The sequence below is a fragment of the Brucella pseudogrignonensis genome (genome assembly GCF_032190615.1).
In the GTDB taxonomy this organism is placed as follows: domain Bacteria; phylum Pseudomonadota; class Alphaproteobacteria; order Rhizobiales; family Rhizobiaceae; genus Brucella; species Brucella pseudogrignonensis_B.
In genome coordinates this window covers 902,653-924,747 of sequence record NZ_JAVLAT010000002.1, presented here as the reverse complement: position 1 = coordinate 924,747, position 22,095 = coordinate 902,653, and the positions used below count along the sequence as shown (strand labels likewise).

Genomic DNA, 22,095 nt, shown 5'->3' with positions numbered 1-22,095 from the left:
CGTGCCGCCTAGCCTCAGAGGGTTTGGCGGCATTGCTATCCGCAAGGAAACTCCCCGTGCAAAATGTCACGTTTCCAAACAAAATCTTACCCTATTTGCTGCTGGCTCCGCAGATCATATTGACTGTGATCTTCTTTTTCTGGCCAGCAAGTCAGGCTATTTATCAGTCCTTCATGCGTGAAGACGCTTTTGGGTTAAAATCGACATTTGTTGGATTAGCCAATTTCACCAATGTTCTGTCTGATCCGAACTATCTTCATTCTGTTCAGGTGACGATTGTCTTCAATCTCCTGACCGCATTGGTTGCTATGGGCGCAGCTTTGTTGCTTGCAACCGCTGCCGACAAGGTTATTCGCGGTAAGACCTTCTATCGAACACTTCTGATCTGGCCTTATGCAGTGGCACCCGCTGTCGCTGGTATGCTCTGGCTGTTCATGTTTAACCCTGCAATGGGTACGCTGGCTTATATGCTGCGTAGTGCAGGTTTCGCATGGGATCCGCTACTCAATGGCAATCAGGCCATGGCGATGATCGTCGGTGCAGCCGCATGGAAACAGATTTCCTATAATTTCCTGTTCTTTGTAGCGGGCCTTCAGGCTATCCCAAAATCGCTGATTGAGGCTGCGGCCATCGATGGCGCACGTGGCGCACGGCGTTTCTGGTCAATCGTTTTCCCTCTTCTGGCACCGACGACTTTCTTCCTGTTGGTGGTCAATACGGTTTACGCCTTCTTCGACACGTTTGGCATCATCCATGCCGTCACGGGTGGCGGCCCAGCCAAGGCAACAGAAACACTGGTCTACAAGGTTTATAACGACGGCTTCGTCAATCTTAACCTCGGCTCATCCTCTGCGCAGTCGGTTATTCTGATGATTATCGTAATCGCCCTGACCGCATTCCAGTTCCGCTTCATTGAGAAGCGCGTGCATTATTCGTGAGTGAGGCGACCATGATAGAAAAACGACCAGTCTCAAATCTGTTAGGTCATCTGATCCTGATCATCGGGATCATCGTTGTCGCCTTTCCGATCTACTATACATTTGTCGCATCGACACTCACGTCAGGTGACATTCTTCGTCCCCCCATCCAGCTTGTTCCCGGTGGACACATGCTGGAAAACTACAATGAAGCCATCTTCGGTGGCGTCGAGCGTGTCGTCGGCGTCAGTCTTGAACGCCTTCTTTGGAACTCGTTTGTGGTGGCAATGCTCATAGCAGTCGGCAAGATCATCATCTCGTTCATGTCAGCCTTCGCGATTGTGTTCTTCCGCTTTCCCTGCCGCATGTTCTTCTTCTGGATGATCTTCGTCACACTGATGCTGCCAGTCGAAGTGCGTATTCTGCCAACTTATAAGGTCATTGTAGATCTTGGCATGATCGACACATATGCAGGTCTGACACTGCCGTTGATGGCGTCTGCAACGGCAACTTTCCTGTTCCGCCAATTCTTCCTCACAATTCCCGGTGAATTGGTAGAAGCGGCTCGCATTGATAATGCAGGACCATTCCGCTTCATGCGCGACATTCTGCTGCCACTGTCGAAGACCAACATTGCGGCCCTCTTCGTCATTCTCTTCATTTATGGCTGGACCCAGTATCTGTGGCCACTGCTCGTCACCAATGATGCGAAAATGAACACGATCATCATTGGCCTGCGTCGTATGGTCGATTTCGCTGATGCTTCCACACCGTGGAACTACGTCATGGTTACAGCCATTCTGGCTATCATACCACCGATCCTCGTTGTTGTTCTCATGCAGCGCTGGTTCGTCAAAGGTCTCGTGGAAACGGAAAAATAATGAGCAAGATCATTCTTGAGAATGTCCGCAAGAGCTATGGCGGCGGCATTGAAGTCATCAAAGGCGTTTCGCTGGATATTCAGGACGGAGAATTTGTTGTGCTCGTCGGCCCGTCGGGCTGCGGCAAGTCCACGCTTCTGCGCATGATTGCAGGTCTTGAAGGCATTACCGGTGGCACAATTTCCATCGGTGACCGCGTCGTCAACGACGTGGAACCAGCCGAGCGCGATATCGCGATGGTGTTCCAGAACTATGCGCTTTACCCGCATATGACGGTGCGCGAAAACCTCGCCTATGGCCTGAAAAATCGTAAAACACCAAAGGACGAAATCGAGCGCCGTATTGCTAAAGCTGCGAAAGCGCTTGAAATCGAGCAGTTCCTTGATCGCAAGCCGCGTCAGCTTTCCGGTGGTCAGCGCCAACGCGTCGCGATGGGTCGCGCTATTGTTCGTGAACCATCCGCATTCCTTTTCGATGAACCGTTATCGAATCTCGATGCGAAACTGCGCGTACAGATGCGCGTTGAAATCAAGCGTCTTCAGCGTGCGCTTGGAACAACAAGCGTTTACGTGACACATGACCAGATGGAAGCCATGACAATGGCCGATCGTCTTGTGGTGTTGAATGCCGGTAATATCGAGCAGGTCGGAACACCTATCGAGCTTTATGAAAAGCCAGCTTCGACATTCGTTGCGACCTTCATCGGTTCACCATCGATGAACCTGCTGGACAGCGGCGAAAACAATGTCTGGCAACCGGGTCAAGCCGTAGCGCTTCCGTCAGACAAATACACCTTTGGTGTGCGTCCGGAAGACATTCGCATCATTGAAAATGGTGAAGCAGAAGCTGATGGTTTCAATACCGAAGTTCGTATTGAAGCAATCGAGTTGGTCGGTGCTGAAAGCTATATCCATGGCTCGCTCACTGATGGCAAGCCACTGATCTTCCGCGTTCCGGGCCGTTCTGAACATTCGGTGGATGAAGTTGTGAAAATTGGTGCGTCTGCAAAAGACGTGCATATTTTTAGCGCTGACGGTCGCCGCGCAAGCAACTAATTTCGCAAGCAACTAATTTCAATCTCGGGCGTTCAGGAAACTGAGCGCCCGAAACATAATAAGTCCGCTTATTAGCCGTTTTCGTTTTAGAATTTATGCGCTACACAACCGTAGAATATTTTTCTCTTTCTGAGGAATGCGCATTACATGACCCATCAGCAGATACTGTCCTTCGCTGTGATAATTCTCATGATGGGGGCATTTATCTGGGGCAGATTCCGCTACGATATTGTCGCTCTATGCTCGCTGCTACTGGCCGTAGCAGTTGGTGTCGTTCCATATGATCAGGCCTTTACAGGCTTCAGCGATGACATCGTTATTATTGTCGGTAGCGCCCTGATTGTAAGCGCGGGTGTAGCACGCTCCGGCCTCATGCAGGAAGCAGTTCAGCGTTTTCTTCCCGATCTGAACAGCGTAAGATTACAGCTTGCGGTTCTTGTCGCAATCGTCACGGTTTTATCCGCCTTTGTTAAAAATGTCGGTGCATTGGCAATCATGATTCCGGTCGCGTTTCAGTTCGCCCGACGTTCCAATGTATCGCCTTCGACTTTTCTGATGCCGATGGCATTCGGTGCGTTGATTGGCGGACTGATGACACAGGTCGGCACCTCACCTAACATCGTTGTGTCGCGCATTCGCGGTGAAATGGTTGGCGAGCCTTTCACGATGTTCGACTTCACCCCCGTCGGTGCTGTTCTGGCAGTTGTTGGCCTTATTTATCTGGTCACATTCTATTGGCTCGTGCCACAGCGTACGCGTGAAAGCGTATCACTGGACGATGCCATCAAGATTAAAAACTACGCATCCGAAGCCAGTGTCTCTGCAAATTCTTCAGTCTTGGGAAAGCGTATCAGCGACCTCATAAAGCCTGCTGAAGGTGAGGCTATGGTGACGTCGATCATTCGTAAGAAAAGCCGCATCACGCCCCTGCCCGATACCGTCCTTGCCGAAAATGACATCGTGCTTCTCGAAGGCGATCCAAAAGCTCTGGATACGGTTGTCAGCTCCGGCAAGCTCACGCTGTCGAAAAATCGCAACCCATCAGAGACAAGCGGTTCGACCCAGATCGAAACGGTCGAAGCGGTTATTGGAACCAATTCCCGTCTTGTAGGTCTGAATGCTCAACAGCTCGATCTCTATGCGCGCTACGAGGTCAATCTGCTGGCCGTCAGTCGTCCCGGACAGCGCATTTCTGAACGGCTGAGCGAAGTGCGGTTAAGCTTTGGTGATGTGATCGTCTTGCAAGGCAGGCAAGCGAATCTTTCGAGCTTTTTGACAGAATTTGAATTACTGCCACTGGCTCGTCGCAAGCTGATGCTCGGCAGTGTCCGACGCGCACTCATTCCTCTTTCGATACTGATCGCAGCGATTGGGGCCACGGCGTTCAGCATTGTCCCTGTGGCTATTGCGTTCTTCGCCGCGGCAGTTGCGATGCTGCTGTTTAAAGTCATCCCGATCAACGAGGTCTATGACGAAATTGATGGACCCATTCTGGTCATGCTTGCGGCACTCATACCCGTATCAGACGCGCTGCGCACATCCGGCGGAACTGAACTGATAGCGCAATGGCTTTCAGGAATAGGCCACCAATTGCCGCCCTATGGCGCGCTGGCGCTTATTCTGGTCACAGCCATGATGGTAACGCCATTTCTTAATAACGCGGCAACCGTCCTTGTCATGGCGCCAATTGCAACCAGCTTTGCATCCGGTCTTGGTTTCAAGCCCGAAGCATTTCTGATGGCAGTCGCAATTGGAGCAGGCTGCGATTTCCTCACACCAATCGGACATCAATGCAATACACTCGTGATGGGACCGGGTGGCTATAAGTTCAGCGACTATCCGAGACTTGGACTGCCTTTGTCGATCATCATCGCACTGGTGACTGTACCAGCACTGATGTTCTTCTGGCCTTTACGATAGCCCGTCCTTTACAGAACGAATCCAGTCGAGACTTTCCGCAACGATTTTCTCGATTGGGTCAGCTACATCGGCACGAAAAACCAGTGCTTCACCAACGGGGCTTTCAAGCGTTGCAAGCTGGCTTTCCAGCATTTTTACGGGCATGAAGTGGCCCGTTCTTTGCCCCATATGCTGATGTAAAATGTCAAAACTCCCATCGAGAAAGACAAACATCAGCGGTCCGCCAGACGCAGCACGCATCCGGTCGCGATAGCTTTTCTTTAACGATGAGCATGATACCACGATACCATCATGCTCAGCGGCGAGGCGTTCACCGATCTGTTCCAGCCACGGCCAACGGTCTTCATCCTGCAACGGAATTCCAGCCACCATTTTATCGACATTGGATTGAGGATGCAGGCTATCACCTTCCAGAAAAGGCAGGTTGAGCGCCTCAGCGAGCTTTTCGCCAACAGTCGATTTTCCAGAACCGGAGACACCCATCACAATAATATGCATGTTCCTGATCCTCAAAATGTTTCCAGCTGAAGATTAACGCGGTTTGCAGCACCCACGACATGGTTGCGCATAACGTCACGTGCTTTCAGCGGATCGCGCGTTGCAATCGCATCGCGAATGGCAACATGCTCGGCGATCGTAATCTCTACAATCTCTTCAAGAACGGCACGCGCGCGTGCTGCGCGGATGGCCTGACTGATACGCTCTGCAATAAATCCAAGCACCAAGGGAAAATACTCATTGTGCGTAGCGCTCGCAAGCACACGATGAAATGTAAGATCCGCAGCAATGCCGTCATCAGACCATTTTTCACCACCTGTCATCTTAGCCAATGCAGCATCCAGCTTGTGCAAATCGTCAGCGGTATGATGCACCGCAGCAAGACCCGCAGCTTCGATTTCAAGCGCCATGCGCAATTGAAAAAGGCTGCGAAAATGGTCACGGTCAGCAAGTGTTTCAGGCTCGATCCGAATAGCATGGCGGCGATCAGGCTCGGTGACAAAGGCACCGACACCCTGCCGCGTTTCGATAAGCCCTTCGTTGCGCAATTGAGCAATCGCCTCACGGATGACAGAACGGCTAACACCGAAGCTTTGCGCAAGATTATGTTCAGTCGGCAATTTATGCCCCGGCAACCAACTGCCCTCGCTAATTTGGCGGACAATTTCAGAAGCAATCCGAGCTGGAAGCTGTTCGTTACGCCTGATTTCACCGAACATCGTATGCTGCTTCCCCTATATTCTGTGCCATTGATTTGTCGTCAGTTTTTTATCAAGTCAAGCGAAAGCTGACGGCCAGATCTGTTTAACGTTTTGATGCGCCAGATTGCGTAAGCGTACCCCATGAAATGATCATGTTTCATGGCAAGCTACACATAAACTAGTTTTCAAACATCGAATATACAGTTATCAGACAACCCAACAATATAATTTAGAGGAGTTCCGTTGTGATGCCGTTTGCAGTACCACATGCGGGTCTGTTGAATGTTGCGGTATCTCTTCTATCTGCTCTACGACTTAAATTTGCATCATGAACAGAGCACACCGGGAGGAAAACCTGTGCAAGACAAGCATACTCTGAACTCATCTGTGATTTTACCTGAAGACAGCGCTTCAGCAGTCCTCATCGGACGCGTATGGTCCAAGGAAGAAAATGGCCCATGCCCTGTACTCGTCGCAAACGGTCATGTTCACAATCTATCCAGCATTTCGGCAACCGTCTCAGGGCTTCTGGAACGCAAGCAGCTGGTTGAAGAGTTAAAAGATGTGAGCCGCTTTGCTGATCTTGGCGCGCTCGATGACTATCTTTCTGGCGAAAAAGGTGAATTGCTTGCGCCGATTGATCTTCAGTCTATCAAGGCAGCGGGCGTTACTTTCGCAGACAGTATGCTTGAACGCGTGATCGAAGAACAAGCAAAGGGAGACCCTACCCGTGCGTTGGAAGTGCGCAAACGTTTGGCGCCAGTAATTGGCGACAGCCTACGTGGCGTGGCCGCTGGCTCCGAAAAGGCGGCACAAGTTAAAGCGCTGCTTCAGGATATGGGCCTCTGGTCGCAATATCTCGAAGTCGGCATTGGACCCGATGCGGAAATTTTCACAAAATCGCAGCCAATGTCTTCGATGGGTTGTGGGGATACTGTTGGCATCCTGCCGATTTCACAATGGAACAATCCGGAGCCGGAAGTTGTACTGGCTGTCGCCTCTGATGGTCGTATTGTCGGCGCAACGCTTGGCAATGATGTCAATCTGCGAGACGTTGAAGGTCGCTCGGCCCTTCTGCTCGGCAAGGCCAAAGATAACAATGCATCCTGCGCCATTGGCCCGTTCATCCGTCTCTTCGACGGTGAATTCACCATGGACGTTCTGCGTAAGCTTAAGCTTTCGTTGCATGTTACCGGAACGGACGGCTTTGAAATGACGGGCGAAAGCCCGATGGAAGCAATCAGTCGCGACCCTGAAGACCTTGCGGGACAGATGATGAATCGCAATCATCAATACCCGGATGGCGCTGTTCTTTTCCTCGGCACAATGTTTGCACCAGTGAAGGACCGTCGCGGCGCAGGCCAGGGCTTTACGCACGAAATCGGCGATAAGGTTGAAATTTCGACGCCGAAACTCGGACGCCTCGTCAATTGGGTCGACCGGACCGACAAATGTGCTGAATGGACGTTCGGCATTCGTGCGCTGATCCAAAACTTGCAAAAGCGCAATCTTCTCGACAAGATTTAAAACTGAGAAGGCCGCATATTAAACATATGCGGCCTTTTTATTAATTCAGCGGAATAACATTTCCATCTTTGGAACTCTGGTAAGCATTCGACATCTCATTATATTTGGCTCGGATGGCATCGAGCCGCTTTTCAAGACGAGCCCGATCTGGCTCAGGCAGTGCCGCCACCATTTTCGGGATCGAATGGCTATGCCAGAAACTATTGTCGTGGTTGTAACCGCCCGGCTCAAGCGTAAAGACCTCCTTGAGAATCTTCAGATCATGCGGGATCGAAAATGCGTCGCGTGAATCTTCATGGCTGAACAGATAGTAGAAATTATCAAAACCACTCCAGGTTATCGCGGACAGGCACATGGAGCATGGCTCGTGCGTTGAGAGGAAAATCATGTCCTTCGTTTCAGGACGCCCTTGCTCAGACATTTCATAGAAACGTTTTATCGTATGGACTTCGCCATGCCACAGTGGATTTTCTGTCTCATTGTTTGTTTCGGCCAGCACCAGAGACAAATCAGACTTGTTCAAAAGAGCTGCGCCAAAAACCTTGTTGCCTTCCGAAACCCCTTGTTCAGTCAAAGGTACGATGTCGTGTTCAATGACATCAATCAACTTCTCGAGCAGCTTGAATTCATCTGAGGACATAATCAACTCCCATACAAATCAGAAAGAAAAACGCCAGGGCATTGCCCCGGCGTTAAAGTTTATTCGGGAAAGAATGCGAAGCGGATCACAAACAATGCTGCCACGATCCAGGTTGCCAGATGAACCTCGCGCGCCTTGCCAGTCACTGCTTTGAGCACAACATATGTGATAAAACCAAAGGCAAGACCATTCGCAATCGAATAGGTGAACGGGATTGCAAGCGCAGTCAAAGCCGCAGGCGCTGCTTCCGTGATCTCATCCCACTTGATTTCCGACAATTCACGCATCATCAGGCAAGCGACATATACAAGCGCAGGCGCTGTGGCATAGGCAGGAACAGAACCCGCAAGCGGCGAAATAAAGAGTGCAGCAAGGAAAAGAACCGCGACAACAAGTGCTGTCAAACCTGTACGGCCACCAGCCTGTACACCGGATGCGCTTTCCACATAAGCGGTCGTGGACGAAGTACCGAGCAGGGAGCCGCCGAGGATGGCAGTACTATCAGCAAACAAGGCTTTACCGAGACGGTTGGGCTTACCCGGTTCGATCAGCCCGCCGCGTTTTGCAACACCAATCAGCGTTCCAGTCGCGTCAAAAACTTCGACAAGCACGAAAACCAGAATTACATGCAGAATACCGGTGTGCAAAGCGCCCATGATATCAAGCTGAAGGAACGTCGGCATCAGGCTTGGAGGTGTATCGAATACGCCGTTAAACTCGGTGATACCAAGCGCAATCGATGCGATGGTAACAACCAGAATACCAATCAGAATTGCACCACGTATTTTGAGGGCATCAAGCGCGGCGATGATGAAAAAGCCAGCAATTGCGAGAAGCGGACCAGCACCATGTAGATCGCCAAGCCCAACAAGTGTTGCAGGATTATCTACAACAATACCGGCATTCTTGAGACCGATCAGCGCCAGAAACATGCCGATACCGGCAGCAATGGCACTTCGCAGGGATTGTGGAATTCCTTCAACAAGCCACCGGCGAATACCTGTCACGGTGAGGAGCAGGAATATAATGCCAGAGATGAACACCGCACCCAGCGCCTGCTGCCATGAAAAGCCCATAGCACCAACAACGGTGAAGGCGAAGAAGGCATTCAGACCCATGCCCGGAGCCATACCAATCGGCCAGTTGGCGACCAGCGCCATAACGATCGAACCAAGTGCCGCCGCAAGACAGGTCGCGACGAAAACCGCATTTCGATCCATGCCCGTGCTGGACAGAATATCAGGATTGACGAAGATGATGTAAGACATCGTCAGGAAGGTTGTCAGACCAGCGATCACTTCCGTTCTCACCGATGTTCCGTGTTCCTGCAATTTGAACAGCTTTTCCAGCATGATCCCTCCAGGGCAAAAAGCGCGCATTCAAAAGCACCCATAATCCGCCAAAAGCAATTGCTTGCGATTGGATGATGAAAATCGGTGCAATCTATTGCGATTGCCGTATTTGTTAGCCGCAGCCGCCTGTTAGCGAGCGGATTTGTTCCCCATACACCCAAGTCGACAAAAAACACAGTTCTGCCGCAAGAATGTCTGTTTATTAACGTGATTTAGTTTGGTCTGACTCAAACGATAACGCTAGCCAGCTATTCAAATGTATATTTTTGAAAGTGCTTCAAAATTGGCAATAGGCTAAGTTCGCGTCTCTGCCGCTATCACACTGATTAAAATACAGTTTTAAGTAAAATTCCTGTGCCATACAGACCGAAAGCAAAAAATGTATGCGCAATGAGGTTGAGAACGCGAACGTTTCCCGCATTCGGTAAACGCGAAGCGGCCCAACCGATTCCCAGACCAGGCTGTAATAAAAACCATCCAGCAGCCACCGTCATAATACCAAATATCCAAGCAGGAAGAAAAAGGGGATTCGCAAACCAGGCAAAGCCACCATAAAGCGCAAAAACGACACCATAAAGAATACCGACCGCATAATGGCCAACCCAGCCTAACGCGACTTCATGTATATACGGCTTAGTGGCAGCAATATCGTCGTGAAATATCTGACCCTGTCGCAAATGCCAAAACCAGCGTCCGACCAATCCCCAATTCGGGCGCGATTGACCCGGAAATTGGGCAAGAACCAATGCCCAAAGGTCCATAACGACCGTTGCCCCGAGTCCGATCAAAATTCCTTTTATTATAAGCTCAAGCATGTCTAGATCCTAAAAGTATTAGGCAGCCACATAACCTTGTGGCTGCCTAATACGCAAGACCTAATAATCTATTGGGTTAACTCCAGATAATATACTACTTGCACAAATATTAGATATGCATGCGCAGAAAATATCTACGGAATAAAACCTGTAAATTTGGCGGCGATGAAGGTTGCAGACAACTTAACTCCCTCCAAAGAGACAGATCTTCATCGCCAGCCCCCGCGAAATCAATAATACTGCAAGGATTAATGTTCACAAGCGTTTTACGTCTCAAATGAACATGGAAAACGTCTCAAAATTGGAAGACGATTATCATTACTAATTTTATCAGATTTTTACTTAGGATAATAGATATCTACTATTTCTATTGATTTATAGTAGTAATTATAAAACAAAAGCGCCGGGACTGGAGCACCGACGCTTTGTCATATCAATTTTGTTTCACTTACCGGGCGATTAGTTATCAGCCGCACCATCAGTGATTACTTACCGAACACTGCGCTCTGAATCTGAGAACGCGATACGCCGATATCGGCAAGAAGATGATCGTCCATTGCACCGAGTTCACGAATTGCACGACGACGGGAAACGTACTGCTGGAATTTCTGACGAATGTTCATTTTCTATCTCCTCGTTGGATGCCTCATAAATAGTCTTTTGCACAAATTTCCACCACGGATATGATTGCAAATGAGGCATGCGTTTTCGCTAGAGCTCGCGCTCTTGAAAACGCCGCAATCGCCTACCCCATAGGGCATAGCGGACGATCTTTTTTTTGATTTTGAGAGAATTTGCCTTTTGCTAAACTCGTCTTAATCGATTAAGCCGTTTGGCGGAGGAGTTTATCTCTAGCTTTTGCGGACACCACTATGCTTTACGGTATTTTCCTCGCGTTTGCGTCCTATGCTGCATTCGCTGTCAGCGATGCATGCGTCAAGTTTATTGACGGTACATTATCTCCCTATGAGATCGCGTTTTTTGGTGCCGTGCTTGGTATTCTTGCCATCCCATTCACGAAGAAACCGGAAGATCAGTGGCTCGATATGTTTCGAACCACAAATATAAAACTCTGGTTACTTCGAACAGTCACGGCAGCAATGGGGGTGATTGGCAGCGTTGTCGCCTTCACACATCTATCAATGGCTGAAGCCTTTGCACTGATTTTCCTGCTTCCAGCATTTGTAACAATCCTGTCGGTTCTTTTTCTTAAAGAGCAGGTTGGCTGGCGTCGCTGGTCGGCAGTTATCATCGGCTTTATTGGCGTGCTTGTGGTGCTGCGCCCCGGTTTTCGCGAACTGTCGATCGGTCATCTTGGCGCGCTTGGCGGTGGACTGGGCGGAGCTTTCAGCATCGTGATCTTTCGCGCAATGGGTAAAAAGGAGAAGCGTATCTCGCTTTATACTGCGGGACTTATCGGCCCCATCCTCATCTGTGGCGCATTGATGATTCCAAGCTATCAGACACCGTCCGCCATTCAATGGGGATACCTCGCAGGCTACGGCCTGCTTGCGGCATTCGCCAACATTCTTCTCATGCTTGCAGCCCAGCGCGCGCCAGCCAGTGCTATCGCGTCCCCGCAATATAGCCAGATGATCTGGGCCATTCTCTTCGGATATTTCGTTTTCCATGATCATATTGATCTTCCGATGCTTATCGGCATCGTTCTAATCACGATTTCCGGCCTTTTCACCTTCGTGCGTGAGCGTCAGCGCGGTGTTGCGGGTCCAGCCGCCGTTGCAACATCGGATCCATCACCTGCTTTGGCGGAAGAAAAATAGACCCGCTCTCTCGTAAGCCCGATCAATATAAGATGCTATAAAACCCGAAACTGGTTTCCAGTTTCGGGTTTGATGCTATAAAAGCGCAGATTCATATCCTACCCCAGCTCTTTCCAGCAATTCTATTTAGAACTGAAAGCGCTTCGCGCGGGATTTGGTACGAAATGCAATCGATCAAGGATAAAAACTATGGCTGAGAAGCGAGCAACTTGGACCTATTACAAAGGTGAGTGGCATCAAGGCGATGTACGCATTCTCGGCGCAGCTTCACATGCGACATGGCTTGGCTCTCTCGTTTTCGACGGTGCACGTCTTTTTGAAGGCGTAACGCCTGATCTTGATCGGCACTCTGCACGCGCAAACGACTCTGCACGCGCGCTTGGACTGGCACCTATGCTGAGCGGCAGCGATATTGAAACGCTCGCTCGCGAAGGTTTGAAGAAGTTCGCGCCGGGGACAGATGTCTATATCCGCCCGATGTATTGGGCCGAAGACGGCGATAGCACCACGGTTGCGGCAGCGCCGGAATCAACCGATTTTGCCCTTTGTCTTGAAGAAATCCCAATGGTCGAGCCAAAGGGCTTTACCGTTACGACAACTTCGTTTCATCGTCCTTATCTGCAGGTCATGCCCGTGAATGCCAAGGCTGCATGCCTTTATCCGAACAATGGAAGGATGCTGCGTGAAGCGAAAGCCAAGGGCTTCCATAATGCGCTCGTTACAGACGTTCTCGGCAATGTTGCAGAAACGGCAACCTCGAATGTCTTCATGGTTCGCGGTGGAGAAGTTTTCACGCCGGTTCCTAATGGTACATTCCTGAACGGCATCACACGCCAGCGCGTGATCGGACTTTTGCGCGAGGCCGGAGTGAGCGTTCACGAAATTTCCCTCACGCTTGAAGATTTTCGTGAAGCAGATGAAATCTTCTCTACAGGTAACTTAAGCAAGGTCGTTCCAGTTATCGGCTTTGACGACCGCAGGCTGGAATACGGTGCTGTTACAAAGCGTGCACGTTCGCTTTACTGGGAATGGGCGCACAGCTGAGAAAAACGGCTTATCCTCTAAATTTGACCCCAATAACGGTTGCTGCGTGAATGCTTGAGCATACCCCCTTATTTATGACAGTAGCTGTTATTGCAGCCTTTTTGGTCGGCCTGTCCAAAGGTGGTTTGCCGTCCGTAGGCACGTTATCAGTACCGTTGATGGCTCTGGTTATCTCGCCTGTAACGGCAGCAGCCCTGTTGCTGCCAATCTATGTCGTCAGCGATATGTTCGGGCTTTACCTCTATCGCCACCACTTCTCAGCACGAAATCTGGCAATTCTTACGCCAGCTGCCATTGTAGGGATCGGATTGGGCTGGTTTTTCAGCTCGCATCTTTCCAGCACATTCATCGGCATGATGGTCGGACTTGTGGGGCTATTCTTCTGCTTCAACGTCTGGGTCGGTGCAAAATACCGACGCGCGGCGCGTAAGGCAGATATCCCAGGTGGAACCTTTTGGGGAATTATAACCGGCCTCACAAGTTTCGTTTCACACTCCGGCGCACCACCCTTTCAGATGTATGTACTGCCACAGCATCTGGAAAAGCTGGTATTTGCTGGCACATCGACCATTCTTTTTGCGATCGTCAATGCGGTTAAGCTGATCCCCTATTGGCAGTTGCAGCAGTTTTCCAATCTTGACTGGTCGCTTGGCCTTTGGCTTTTGCCTGCCGCGATTATCGGCACGTTCGTTGGTGCCAAGCTCACCCGTATCATGCCGGATGGTCCGTTTTTCCTGCTCGTACAGCTCACGCTTTTTGGGCTGTCGATCAAGCTCATAGCAGATTGGGTGATCCCGTTTTTTACGCTTTGAAATTTAAAACCGCAGACCCCCACCCAAAATCAATATTTTTGCAACAAGCCTAATAAACCTTCGTAACGGCTCTATATCTTTTATAGAGCCGCAGCACAGAATTTCTGACGAACCGTTTCTAACGGAACCACAGACCTCTCACTGCGTTCGATAAACAGCGACGTTACGGAGGCAAATATAATGGTTGAGCTGGTCAACAATATCGAAAACATTGAGTTTATTATCGCCAAGGCGCGAGAATATGATGTTCAGGTTCCCGCTGTGGACGAAGATTCCGGCTCTAATGCATCGGATGATGGCGACGTTGACATTCTTGATTCTTCCATCACCAACCCGACACGCCGAGAACTGGTCGCCGCAATTCGCTCTCTGAACGAAGATGAGAAGATCGAATTGTTGGCTTTGGTGTGGGTCGGCCGCGGGGATTTCAGCGCGGAAGAGTGGAGTGATGCTCTTTCGACCGCAAGTGACCGCCACAATGGCCGGGAAGCGAAATATCTTCTCGGTATCCCGCTTCTTGGTGATTATATCGAAGAAGGCCTCGAAACGCTCGGCATAGATTTCGAAGCCTACGATAACGAATAAGAAAAATTGATGTTTCCATTGATCGTTCTGTTTTGACGCCGTCACAGCTGGCGCGTAGTCTGCGCTTCGACACGGGAAACAAAAAGCAAAGCATTGGAGGATTTCATCATGCTTCAGAAAAATCTGGATCAGAAAACAGATTTCTACATTGATGGCGCATGGCGCGCACCACTCGAAGCAAAGACGATTGAAGTCATCAATCCAGCCAATGAAAAGCCTTATGCAGTGATTTCTGCTGGCTCATCTGCCGATATTGATCTGGCTGTCGCTGCGGCAAAAAAGGCATTTCCTTCGTGGAGTGAAACACCTGCTGAAGAACGCATTGGCTATCTCCGCCGTATCGTAGAAATCTACGAACGCCGTCTTGAAGAAATGGCGCAGGCTATTTCCAAGGAAATGGGTGCGCCAATCAAGCTTGCGCGTGAATCGCAGGCCGCAGCAGGCATCTCGCACACAAAAGCTTTTATTGCAGCATTCGAGAATTTCGAATTCGATGAAATTCTTTCACCAAAGCATTCCAATCAGGCTATTGTGCGTGAACCGATCGGTGTTTGCGGCTTGATTACGCCGTGGAACTGGCCAATGAACCAGATCGCGCTCAAGGTCATCCCTGCCCTTGCCGTGGGTTGCACAGTCATACTCAAGCCATCCGAAATCGCGCCTATGTCGGCGATGCTCTTCGCTGAATTTGTCGATGAAGCCGGCTTGCCAAAAGGCGTTTTCAACCTCGTCAACGGCGAAGGTCCAGTTGTCGGCGAAGCGATGTCACAACATCCTGATATCGACATGATGTCGTTCACCGGTTCAACCCGCGCCGGAACTGCAGTTTCGCGGGCTGCAGCCGCGACCGTTAAACGTGTTTCGCTTGAACTCGGCGGAAAGTCGCCAAACATCGTGTTTGCCGACAGCGATCTCGAAAAAGCGATTGAACGCGGTGTGAACCATTGCTTTGAAAACACCGGTCAATCCTGCAATGCACCAACCCGCATGCTGGTCGAACGCTCAGTTTATGATCAGGCGGTTGAGTTTGCAAAAAAGTCGGCATCGAAAACCATTGTCGATGATCCATCCAAAGAAGGCGAACATATCGGCCCGCTTTCCTCCTCAATCCAGTTCGACAAGGTGCAGGCACTTATTCAGAAAGGGATCGATGAAGGTGCACGTCTGATTGCTGGTGGTACCGGACGCCCTGACGGCATTTCAGAAGGCGACTTCGTCAAGCCGACCATTTTCGCCGATGTGAACAACGAAATGACCATTGCTCGTGAGGAAATCTTCGGCCCTGTGCTGGCAATGATCCCCTTCGATACAGAAGAAGAAGCCATCGCTATCGCCAATGACACGCCCTATGGTTTGGCCGCATATATTCAGACGGGAAACCCGGAGCGGGCTAAGCGCGTCGCCCGCAAGCTTCGTGCTGGCATGATCCAGATCAACGGAACTTCACGCGCACCGGGCAGTCCGTTTGGTGGCTACAAACAATCTGGCAATGGCCGTGAAGGCGGCAAATGGGGCCTTGAAGACTTTATGGAAGTAAAGCTCATAAGCGGCTGATTATAAAAACTATAATATAATAAAAAACGCCGACTACCCGGCGTTTTTTATTGCTATATCTACCAGCTATTTTTCGTCAATTGATCGGCACATTATAGCTTTGTACCCCCGAACCTGTTCCTTGACGGGTGAAAAACAAATAAAAATATTAACCGTCAAGGAATGGGTTTATGTTTAGCAAATTAGCGTTGATGACGCGCTTGCCAAAGCGCCTGTGCCTGCGCATAGAAATGTCCGTAACTATCGTTATCGGCAGCAAGAGCAGTCATCAATGCCATCGCAGTTGATGCAATGACCGTGAGTTCAGCGCGCTCATCGATAGCCGCACCAGACCAAACTGCGAGCCAATATTCAAACGTGCTTTGGCTGGCATGGCGGTCTGTTGCAGCCTTTGATAAGGTCGGGAGATTGATGTCGATTTTCTGCGAGCCTAGCCATCGATAAACCGTGTGCGCATGATGGGGAACCAATTCGGCAACATCGCGGCTTGTCGAAACAGCGGAGACGGACTTCATATTCAAAAGTGCCCCTGCATCGCGATGCAGTTCGCGGTAAGCAGGCTGTGTCACACCCACAAAAGACGCTGAAAGCCTCAAGGGATTTAGCAGATGCGCAAGGCTGTTTATCGATGAGCGCGAATTAAACAACGGATAGAGCGCCAGTAGAGAATGAACCTGAGGTGCAAAGCCTGCAAGCGGCATGAAGCAAATACCATGAGCGTTCAAAGCACTTTTTCCAAGCGCCAGCGACGTGGCAATCGGAATATTTACGGCCTGCGCTGCAAGTTCAAGCTTTCCTGACAATTCGCCCATACCGCAGTTGCCGTGCAACACCACCGGATACCCGGCTCGCGAAACGAGAATGGCCGCCAACATAAACCAGGGCGATTGATTGGAATTGGGCGACAGATAGGCTGGCCAGTCGAGCGCTGAAGTCCCTATATTTGCATCAAGCGTATAATAGCGATGCGCTGCACGAGCCATCCCGGCTAACTCCGGCGCAGTTTCTCCACGGTAATGGATGAGACGCAACAAAGCACTGATCTGCATAGGGTCTGCCTCACCAGCAAAAATCGTGGTGAAGGCGTCTTCCGCCTCATGCATTTCAAGCGGACGCGTATAGCCAATCTTACGGCCAATAATCGCTATATATTTTGCCAAGCGCAGGGACGGATCATTTTCATCCTGAACATTGGCAAATTGCGCAGCAAGCTGTTCTGGCGTCGGGTGGTTCTCAAGCTGCACCACCTTGCGGATGCCAAGCGGTGGTGGGGCAACAATCATGCTTGTCTTTTCCCATCCCCGTCGTTCGCAATGCACTTCAGCAGCATCTTTGCCGTCAAAATTCATCAACGCTTCCGTTTCATTGGCAAGTCTGCGAAGTCGTCCCCGCAATGCCTCCGCCTTCGGCGTTGCGATCATATTGCGGCCTGAACGGATGAAAATCGGATCGTCAAATTTTTCGCGTATCTGTCCAAGCAATCGACTCATGGCTGCCATGCTCAAGCCCATTTGCCGAGCGGCACCACCAACACTGCCTTCCACAAGAAGTGCATCAAGCGCAATCAACAAGCGAAGCTCACCCAACTTCAGGCTTTCGCCTGCGGCAGCCTCTGGCTCTGTCTGTGTTTTCATGCGCTTGCCAGCCATTGCTGTCTTATCCGATCAGTTGCGTTTTTCGAAACTTGGAATTGTTATAAAAGATGACCGTTGACGTCATCTTATTGCCATACATAAGGAGAGCCGAAAACTCAACTTAAAGGGTGACATTTATGACCAGCTTGTTTCGGGGATCACGCGCCACTGGCTCGCAGAACAGGCACTTGGCCAGCAAATCGCTTTTTGCAAAAGCTGTTCTTGCGGGCACCTGTCTTTTCACTGCACTTGTTTTGACCGGCACCGTTTCCTTCGCACAGACCTTAACCAAGGCAGAGGAAGAAGCTGCCAAAAAGAAACAGGCTGAGGCGCAAGCGGCTGAACAGGTGAATGCTGGGGGTGGCATTACACTTAATCAGATCGTTGTATCGGCAACAGGTTTTGAACAAAACATCACTGATGCACCAGCCAGCATTTCGGTCATTCCAGGTGAAGAGCTTGAAAAACGTGCTTATCGTGATCTTGGCGATGCACTGCGTGATGTGCAAGGCGTTGCCGTAACTGGTTCCGCTGCTGAACGTGATATCTTCATTCGCGGTCTTCCCGGCACCTATACGCTTATACTCGTCGATGGAAAGCGCCAAAGCACACGCGATGCGCGTACCAACGGCAATTCCGGCTTTGAGCAAAGTTTCCTGCCGCCAGCCAATGCTATTGAGCGTATTGAAGTCATTCGCGGTCCAATGTCATCGCTTTATGGTTCAGACGCGATGGGCGGCGTTATCAACGTCATTACCAAAAAAGTTGCAGACACGTGGAGCGGCTCGCTCAGTGTCGACACGACACTCCAGCAGCATTCCAAGTACGGTAATTCCTATCAGGGTTCATATTACATAACTGGCCCGCTCGTACCCAACCTCGTTGGTGTGCAGCTCTGGGGACGTGGTATGAAGCGTCAGGAAGACCAGATCATCAGTGGTACGCCTGAGCAAAAAGACATCGACATTACAGGTCGTGTAACCATCACACCAAATGCGGATCACGACATTGTCTTTGAAGCAGGCAAGACACGCTTACGCCGTGACTCTTCGGTTGGAAACACGATCAATCCAGTCTCCACCAACAGCACTGCGCCTGTTGATGCTTACAATCTTAATGACCGCAACCATTGGTCTATCAGTCATACTGGCCGTTGGGGTCCAACGACTTCCGAATTCTCCTTCATGCAGGAAACGGCTGAAAGAACGAATTTCAGCTGGAATAATGCGCGCAGCGAGTTCGTGGAAAACCTGCGTTCACCGCACATCCGCAATTCAACACTTGATGGTAAGTTCACGACGCCCTTCGAGCTTTATGGCAACCATACGCTCGTAACGGGCGGCCAATTCATCGAAGGCACCCTGACAGATCAGAACCCTGGCCGTCGTACCGGATTAGACGAACAGTTCACGATTAAGCAGTGGGCGCTCTTTGCTGAGGATGAATGGTGGATCACACCAGATTTCGCCCTCACCGGCGGTCTGCGTATGGATCACCATGAAATCTACGGTTCGCATTGGAGCCCACGAGGCTATGCCGTTTGGCATGCAACCGATCAGCTGACTATCAAGGGCGGCATTTCAACGGGTTTCCGTGCACCTGAACTGCGCACCATTGCGCCGGGCTATGCTTATACCACCGGCGGCGGCAATTGTACCTATGGCCCAACTGGAAACTGCGGCGTCATCATTGGCGATCCGAATCTCCAGCCAGAAAAAAGCACAAGCTATGAAGCCAGTGCACTCTGGGACAATCAGCAGGGTCTGCGTCTCGGCGCAACTTATTTTTACACTGATTTCAAAGATAAGATCGCCAGCAACATCCAGTACGATCCAATCACTGGTCAGCCACTTCGCTGGGCTCAAGACCCGAACTATGTCCTTTATTACAGCTATAACATTGACGAAGCTGTCATTCAGGGCGTCGAATTGACGGCTGACTGGGAAGCGACCGACACGATCAAGCTGCGCGCAAATTATACTTACACCCATTCGGAACAGAAAACTGGTGAATATGCAGGCCTACCGTTGGCCCGCACACCAAAGCACATGGGTAGCATCCGCGCGGATTGGGACACCCCCGTAGATGGCTTAACGGCTTGGACGGCTGCGAACTATCACGGTTCAGAAATCAATGCCGGTCTTCGTATCGGCACAGTCGGCGAACCCTATGCCTACAACAGCCGCGGACAGGTCATTGCGCGCAAATACAAGGGATATGCTACGCTTGATTTCGGTGGCTCGTATGAATTCAGCGAAAACGTGACGCTGAATGCGGCTGTCTACAATATCTTCGACAAGAAGGTCACTGTGGATGAAACCAACAACGTGGTCGAAGGCCGTCGTCTCTGGCTCGGCATGACATCGCGCTTCTAGAATACGCAAAGACGCCAGCCGATTTTGGCTGGCGTCATTTTTATGAATTGGATGCTCTCATGAGCAAAATGAAGAATATCATTCTAAAGGTCTGTCTCATGTTCGGAAGCATCCTCGTGAGCGCATCCGCGCATGCTCAAACACCACAAGTCAGTTCATTTGACTTGCAAGCGAACGGTATTGATTATCGAATTTTTGTGGCAGCTCCTGTTGAAAAAGCCCCTGCAGAAGGGTTTCCTGTCGTCTATATGACGGACGGCAATCGCATGCTGCCGATTGCTGCAAAGCTTATGGAGAAAGATCCAAAGCTTAATGCAGTTTATGTCGGCGTTGGTTATCCGACTGAAGACAAAGACGAAATCGTCCGCCTGCGCTATTTCGATCTTACGCCGCCGACGCCTGATGAACTCATTCCTATTCAAACGAATATTCCAAACACCGGTGGACGTGATGCTTTCTTCGATTTCATCAATCATCAGGTGAAAGCGGAAATTGAAAAGCGTTTTATCATCGACAAGGACAAACAGGCCCTGTTTGGACATTCACTTGGTGGCCTTTTCACGCTTTATGCGCTCTTTAATCACACAGGCTCTTTCCAGACCTATGCATCTGCCGACCCATCGATTTGGTGGAATGGACGTTCCATTCTCGCTGACAAGAACAAGTTCGTAGAAGCATTTAAGGCTAACCCGAGCCCCATCCGTTTGTTGATTGAAAACTCTGGAAAGCGCGGCGAACGTCCCGGCCAGTCAAAGGAAGACATGGAGCGCTTGAAGAAGCTGCGCGGCGGGCCATCGGGTGCAGACATTCAGACTGAGTTGAAACAACTCCCGGGATTTGAGGTTGCCTATCGTCGCTTCGAGAAGGAAAGCCACGGATCGATGATACCACTGACTGTTGAAGACAGTTTGAGATTTATCCTGCTTGATGAAAAGCCAAGCGCCGAAAAACACTGAATTATCATCTTCCTGCTTTCACTCGCGGAAAACCGGACTATAAAACACAGGATTGACGAAAGGATTGAACGCCATGTTGAAATTCGGCCAACATTTTTCCCGTCTGCTCGGCGCAGCACTTGTTGCGACGGCACTTGCTTCTGGCGCACATGCAGCTGATGTCGCGGTAAAACACGCGCAAGGCGAAACATCGGTTAAGGTCAATCCAGAGAAAGTCGTGGTGTTTGATTTTGCAACACTCGACAATCTTGATCGTCTCGGCGTGAAAGTTATCGGCGTGCCCGGCAGCATTGCTTACCCGGAATATCTCAAGAAATATGACGGTGCCGATTACGAAAAAGTCGGCACATTGTTTGAGCCAGACTATGAAGCGGTCAATGCAGCAGAACCGGATCTCATTATTGTCGGTGGTCGCTCGGCTGCAAAGTATGGTGAGCTCGCAAAAATTGCACCGACCATCGATCTGACTGTTCCAGCCAAGGAATTCATTTCGGGCACCGAAGCCAATATCGAAAAGCTGGGCCAGATTTTTGGCAAGGAAGCGGAAGCCAAAGCTGAAGTAGATAAGCTCAACAGCGAACTCGCCGCGCTAAACGAAAGAACAAAAGGCAAAGGCAAGGGCCTGATGATCCTGACCTCAGGCGGCAAGATCAGTGCCTATGGTCCGGGTTCGCGTTTCGGCGTATTGCATGACAGTTTCGGTATCGAACCAGCGGCGCCTGATCTTTCTGTTGGCAATCATGGGCAGCCCATAAGCTCCGAATTTATGCTTGAAACCAATCCGGATTGGCTTTTCGTACTTGATCGTGACGCAGCTATTGGCCGTGAAGGCACGTCCGCCAAGCAGTTGCTCGATAATGAACTCGTGCGCCAGACAAATGCCTGGAAAAATGATCAGGTCGTCTATCTGAACGCCCAGAACTGGTATCTCGTCGGCGGCGGGCTTGGTGCGCTGCACAGCACGATCCAGCAGCTTTCGGATGCCTTTAGCAAGGCCCAGTAACATTTTCTAACCCAGTCAGGTCGGGCCGCGCAGTCATGGCCCGAC

The 22,095-nt window shown here is 50.4% G+C and carries 20 protein-coding genes; 13 read left to right on the top strand and 7 right to left on the bottom strand.

Annotation, left to right across the window (positions count from 1 at the left end; all coding sequences use genetic code 11):
* Positions 1-56: 56 nt before the first annotated feature.
* The 4 genes from ugpA to RI570_RS15630 all read left to right on the top strand — a co-directional run bounded on the left by ugpA (position 57) and on the right by RI570_RS15630 (position 4,773).
* A complete protein-coding gene (ugpA, locus tag RI570_RS15645) occupies positions 57-938 on the top strand; it encodes a sn-glycerol-3-phosphate ABC transporter permease UgpA (protein ID WP_313829497.1) in 882 nt (293 codons plus the stop codon).
* An 11-nt stretch (positions 939-949) separates the two neighbouring features.
* On the top strand, positions 950-1,798 hold the full coding sequence (gene ugpE, locus RI570_RS15640) for a sn-glycerol-3-phosphate ABC transporter permease UgpE (RefSeq protein ID WP_310012031.1): 849 nt from the start codon (positions 950-952) through the stop codon (positions 1,796-1,798).
* On the top strand, positions 1,798-2,853 hold the full coding sequence (locus RI570_RS15635; RefSeq protein WP_313829496.1) for a sn-glycerol-3-phosphate import ATP-binding protein UgpC: 1,056 nt from the start codon (positions 1,798-1,800) through the stop codon (positions 2,851-2,853). Before ugpE ends, RI570_RS15635 begins: the two co-directional genes overlap by 1 nt.
* Before the next feature lie 147 nt (positions 2,854-3,000).
* A complete protein-coding gene (locus tag RI570_RS15630) occupies positions 3,001-4,773 on the top strand; it encodes an SLC13 family permease (protein ID WP_313829495.1) in 1,773 nt (590 codons plus the stop codon).
* Here the strand turns inward: RI570_RS15630 and RI570_RS15625 are convergent.
* Both RI570_RS15625 and RI570_RS15620 read right to left on the bottom strand, forming a co-directional pair.
* Positions 4,765-5,271 (bottom strand): gluconokinase, encoded by a 507-nt coding sequence (locus tag RI570_RS15625; RefSeq protein WP_313829494.1) that lies wholly within the window; start codon positions 5,269-5,271, stop codon positions 4,765-4,767. The two genes, RI570_RS15630 and RI570_RS15625, sit on opposite strands and share 9 nt — an antisense overlap.
* 11 nt (positions 5,272-5,282) lie before the next feature.
* Positions 5,283-5,990 carry a FadR/GntR family transcriptional regulator gene (locus RI570_RS15620; RefSeq protein ID WP_313829493.1) on the bottom strand — a complete coding sequence of 236 codons (708 nt, stop codon included), beginning with the start codon at positions 5,988-5,990 and terminating at the stop codon, positions 5,283-5,285.
* Positions 5,991-6,329: 339 nt separating this feature from the next.
* Here RI570_RS15620 and RI570_RS15615 point away from each other — a divergent pair, with 339 nt between their 5' ends.
* Positions 6,330-7,499 (top strand): fumarylacetoacetate hydrolase family protein, encoded by a 1,170-nt coding sequence (locus RI570_RS15615; RefSeq protein WP_313829492.1) that lies wholly within the window; start codon positions 6,330-6,332, stop codon positions 7,497-7,499.
* Positions 7,500-7,539: 40 nt separating this feature from the next.
* On the opposite strand, the gene RI570_RS15610 is transcribed toward RI570_RS15615, so the two are convergent.
* From RI570_RS15610 to RI570_RS15595, 4 genes are all read right to left on the bottom strand, one after another.
* On the bottom strand, positions 7,540-8,139 hold the full coding sequence (locus RI570_RS15610) for a nucleoside deaminase (protein ID WP_313829491.1): 600 nt from the start codon (positions 8,137-8,139) through the stop codon (positions 7,540-7,542).
* Positions 8,140-8,198: 59 nt separating this feature from the next.
* Positions 8,199-9,491: an NCS2 family permease gene (locus RI570_RS15605; protein ID WP_313829490.1), complete on the bottom strand. Its 1,293-nt coding sequence runs from the start codon at positions 9,489-9,491 to the stop codon at positions 8,199-8,201.
* Positions 9,492-9,817: 326 nt separating this feature from the next.
* Positions 9,818-10,306 (bottom strand): DUF2938 domain-containing protein, encoded by a 489-nt coding sequence (locus tag RI570_RS15600; RefSeq protein WP_313829488.1) that lies wholly within the window; start codon positions 10,304-10,306, stop codon positions 9,818-9,820.
* Positions 10,307-10,791: 485 nt separating this feature from the next.
* The gene (locus RI570_RS15595) at positions 10,792-10,929 is read right to left on the bottom strand and encodes a DUF1127 domain-containing protein (RefSeq protein ID WP_007879385.1); all 138 of its coding nucleotides are present in this window, start codon (positions 10,927-10,929) and stop codon (positions 10,792-10,794) included.
* 249 nt (positions 10,930-11,178) lie between these two features.
* Between RI570_RS15595 and RI570_RS15590 the strand changes: the two genes are divergently transcribed.
* The 5 genes from RI570_RS15590 (at position 11,179) to RI570_RS15570 (ending at position 16,082) form a co-directional block, all read left to right on the top strand.
* Positions 11,179-12,087 carry a DMT family transporter gene (locus RI570_RS15590; RefSeq protein WP_313829487.1) on the top strand — a complete coding sequence of 303 codons (909 nt, stop codon included), beginning with the start codon at positions 11,179-11,181 and terminating at the stop codon, positions 12,085-12,087.
* A gap of 189 nt (positions 12,088-12,276) precedes the next feature.
* Complete coding sequence (locus RI570_RS15585; protein ID WP_313829485.1) at positions 12,277-13,131, top strand: branched-chain amino acid aminotransferase; 855 nt, start codon at positions 12,277-12,279, stop codon at positions 13,129-13,131.
* Positions 13,132-13,181: 50 nt separating this feature from the next.
* Positions 13,182-13,943, top strand: coding sequence for a sulfite exporter TauE/SafE family protein (locus tag RI570_RS15580; protein ID WP_313829483.1), 762 nt, complete (start codon positions 13,182-13,184; stop codon positions 13,941-13,943).
* A gap of 180 nt (positions 13,944-14,123) precedes the next feature.
* The gene (locus tag RI570_RS15575; protein WP_313829482.1) at positions 14,124-14,528 is read left to right on the top strand and encodes a DUF3775 domain-containing protein; all 405 of its coding nucleotides are present in this window, start codon (positions 14,124-14,126) and stop codon (positions 14,526-14,528) included.
* A gap of 108 nt (positions 14,529-14,636) precedes the next feature.
* Positions 14,637-16,082 carry an aldehyde dehydrogenase family protein gene (locus RI570_RS15570; protein ID WP_313829481.1) on the top strand — a complete coding sequence of 482 codons (1,446 nt, stop codon included), beginning with the start codon at positions 14,637-14,639 and terminating at the stop codon, positions 16,080-16,082.
* 182 nt (positions 16,083-16,264) lie between these two features.
* On the opposite strand, the gene RI570_RS15565 is transcribed toward RI570_RS15570, so the two are convergent.
* A complete protein-coding gene (locus RI570_RS15565) occupies positions 16,265-17,731 on the bottom strand; it encodes a glycosyl transferase family protein (RefSeq protein WP_313829480.1) in 1,467 nt (488 codons plus the stop codon).
* Positions 17,732-17,853: 122 nt separating this feature from the next.
* Here RI570_RS15565 and RI570_RS15560 point away from each other — a divergent pair, with 122 nt between their 5' ends.
* The 3 genes from RI570_RS15560 to RI570_RS15550 all read left to right on the top strand — a co-directional run bounded on the left by RI570_RS15560 (position 17,854) and on the right by RI570_RS15550 (position 22,050).
* A complete protein-coding gene (locus RI570_RS15560) occupies positions 17,854-20,091 on the top strand; it encodes a TonB-dependent receptor domain-containing protein (protein WP_313829478.1) in 2,238 nt (745 codons plus the stop codon).
* Positions 20,092-20,150: 59 nt separating this feature from the next.
* The gene (locus RI570_RS15555) at positions 20,151-21,047 is read left to right on the top strand and encodes an alpha/beta hydrolase-fold protein (RefSeq protein WP_313829477.1); all 897 of its coding nucleotides are present in this window, start codon (positions 20,151-20,153) and stop codon (positions 21,045-21,047) included.
* A 73-nt stretch (positions 21,048-21,120) separates the two neighbouring features.
* A complete protein-coding gene (locus RI570_RS15550) occupies positions 21,121-22,050 on the top strand; it encodes a siderophore ABC transporter substrate-binding protein (protein WP_313829476.1) in 930 nt (309 codons plus the stop codon).
* Positions 22,051-22,095: the final 45 nt, after the last annotated feature.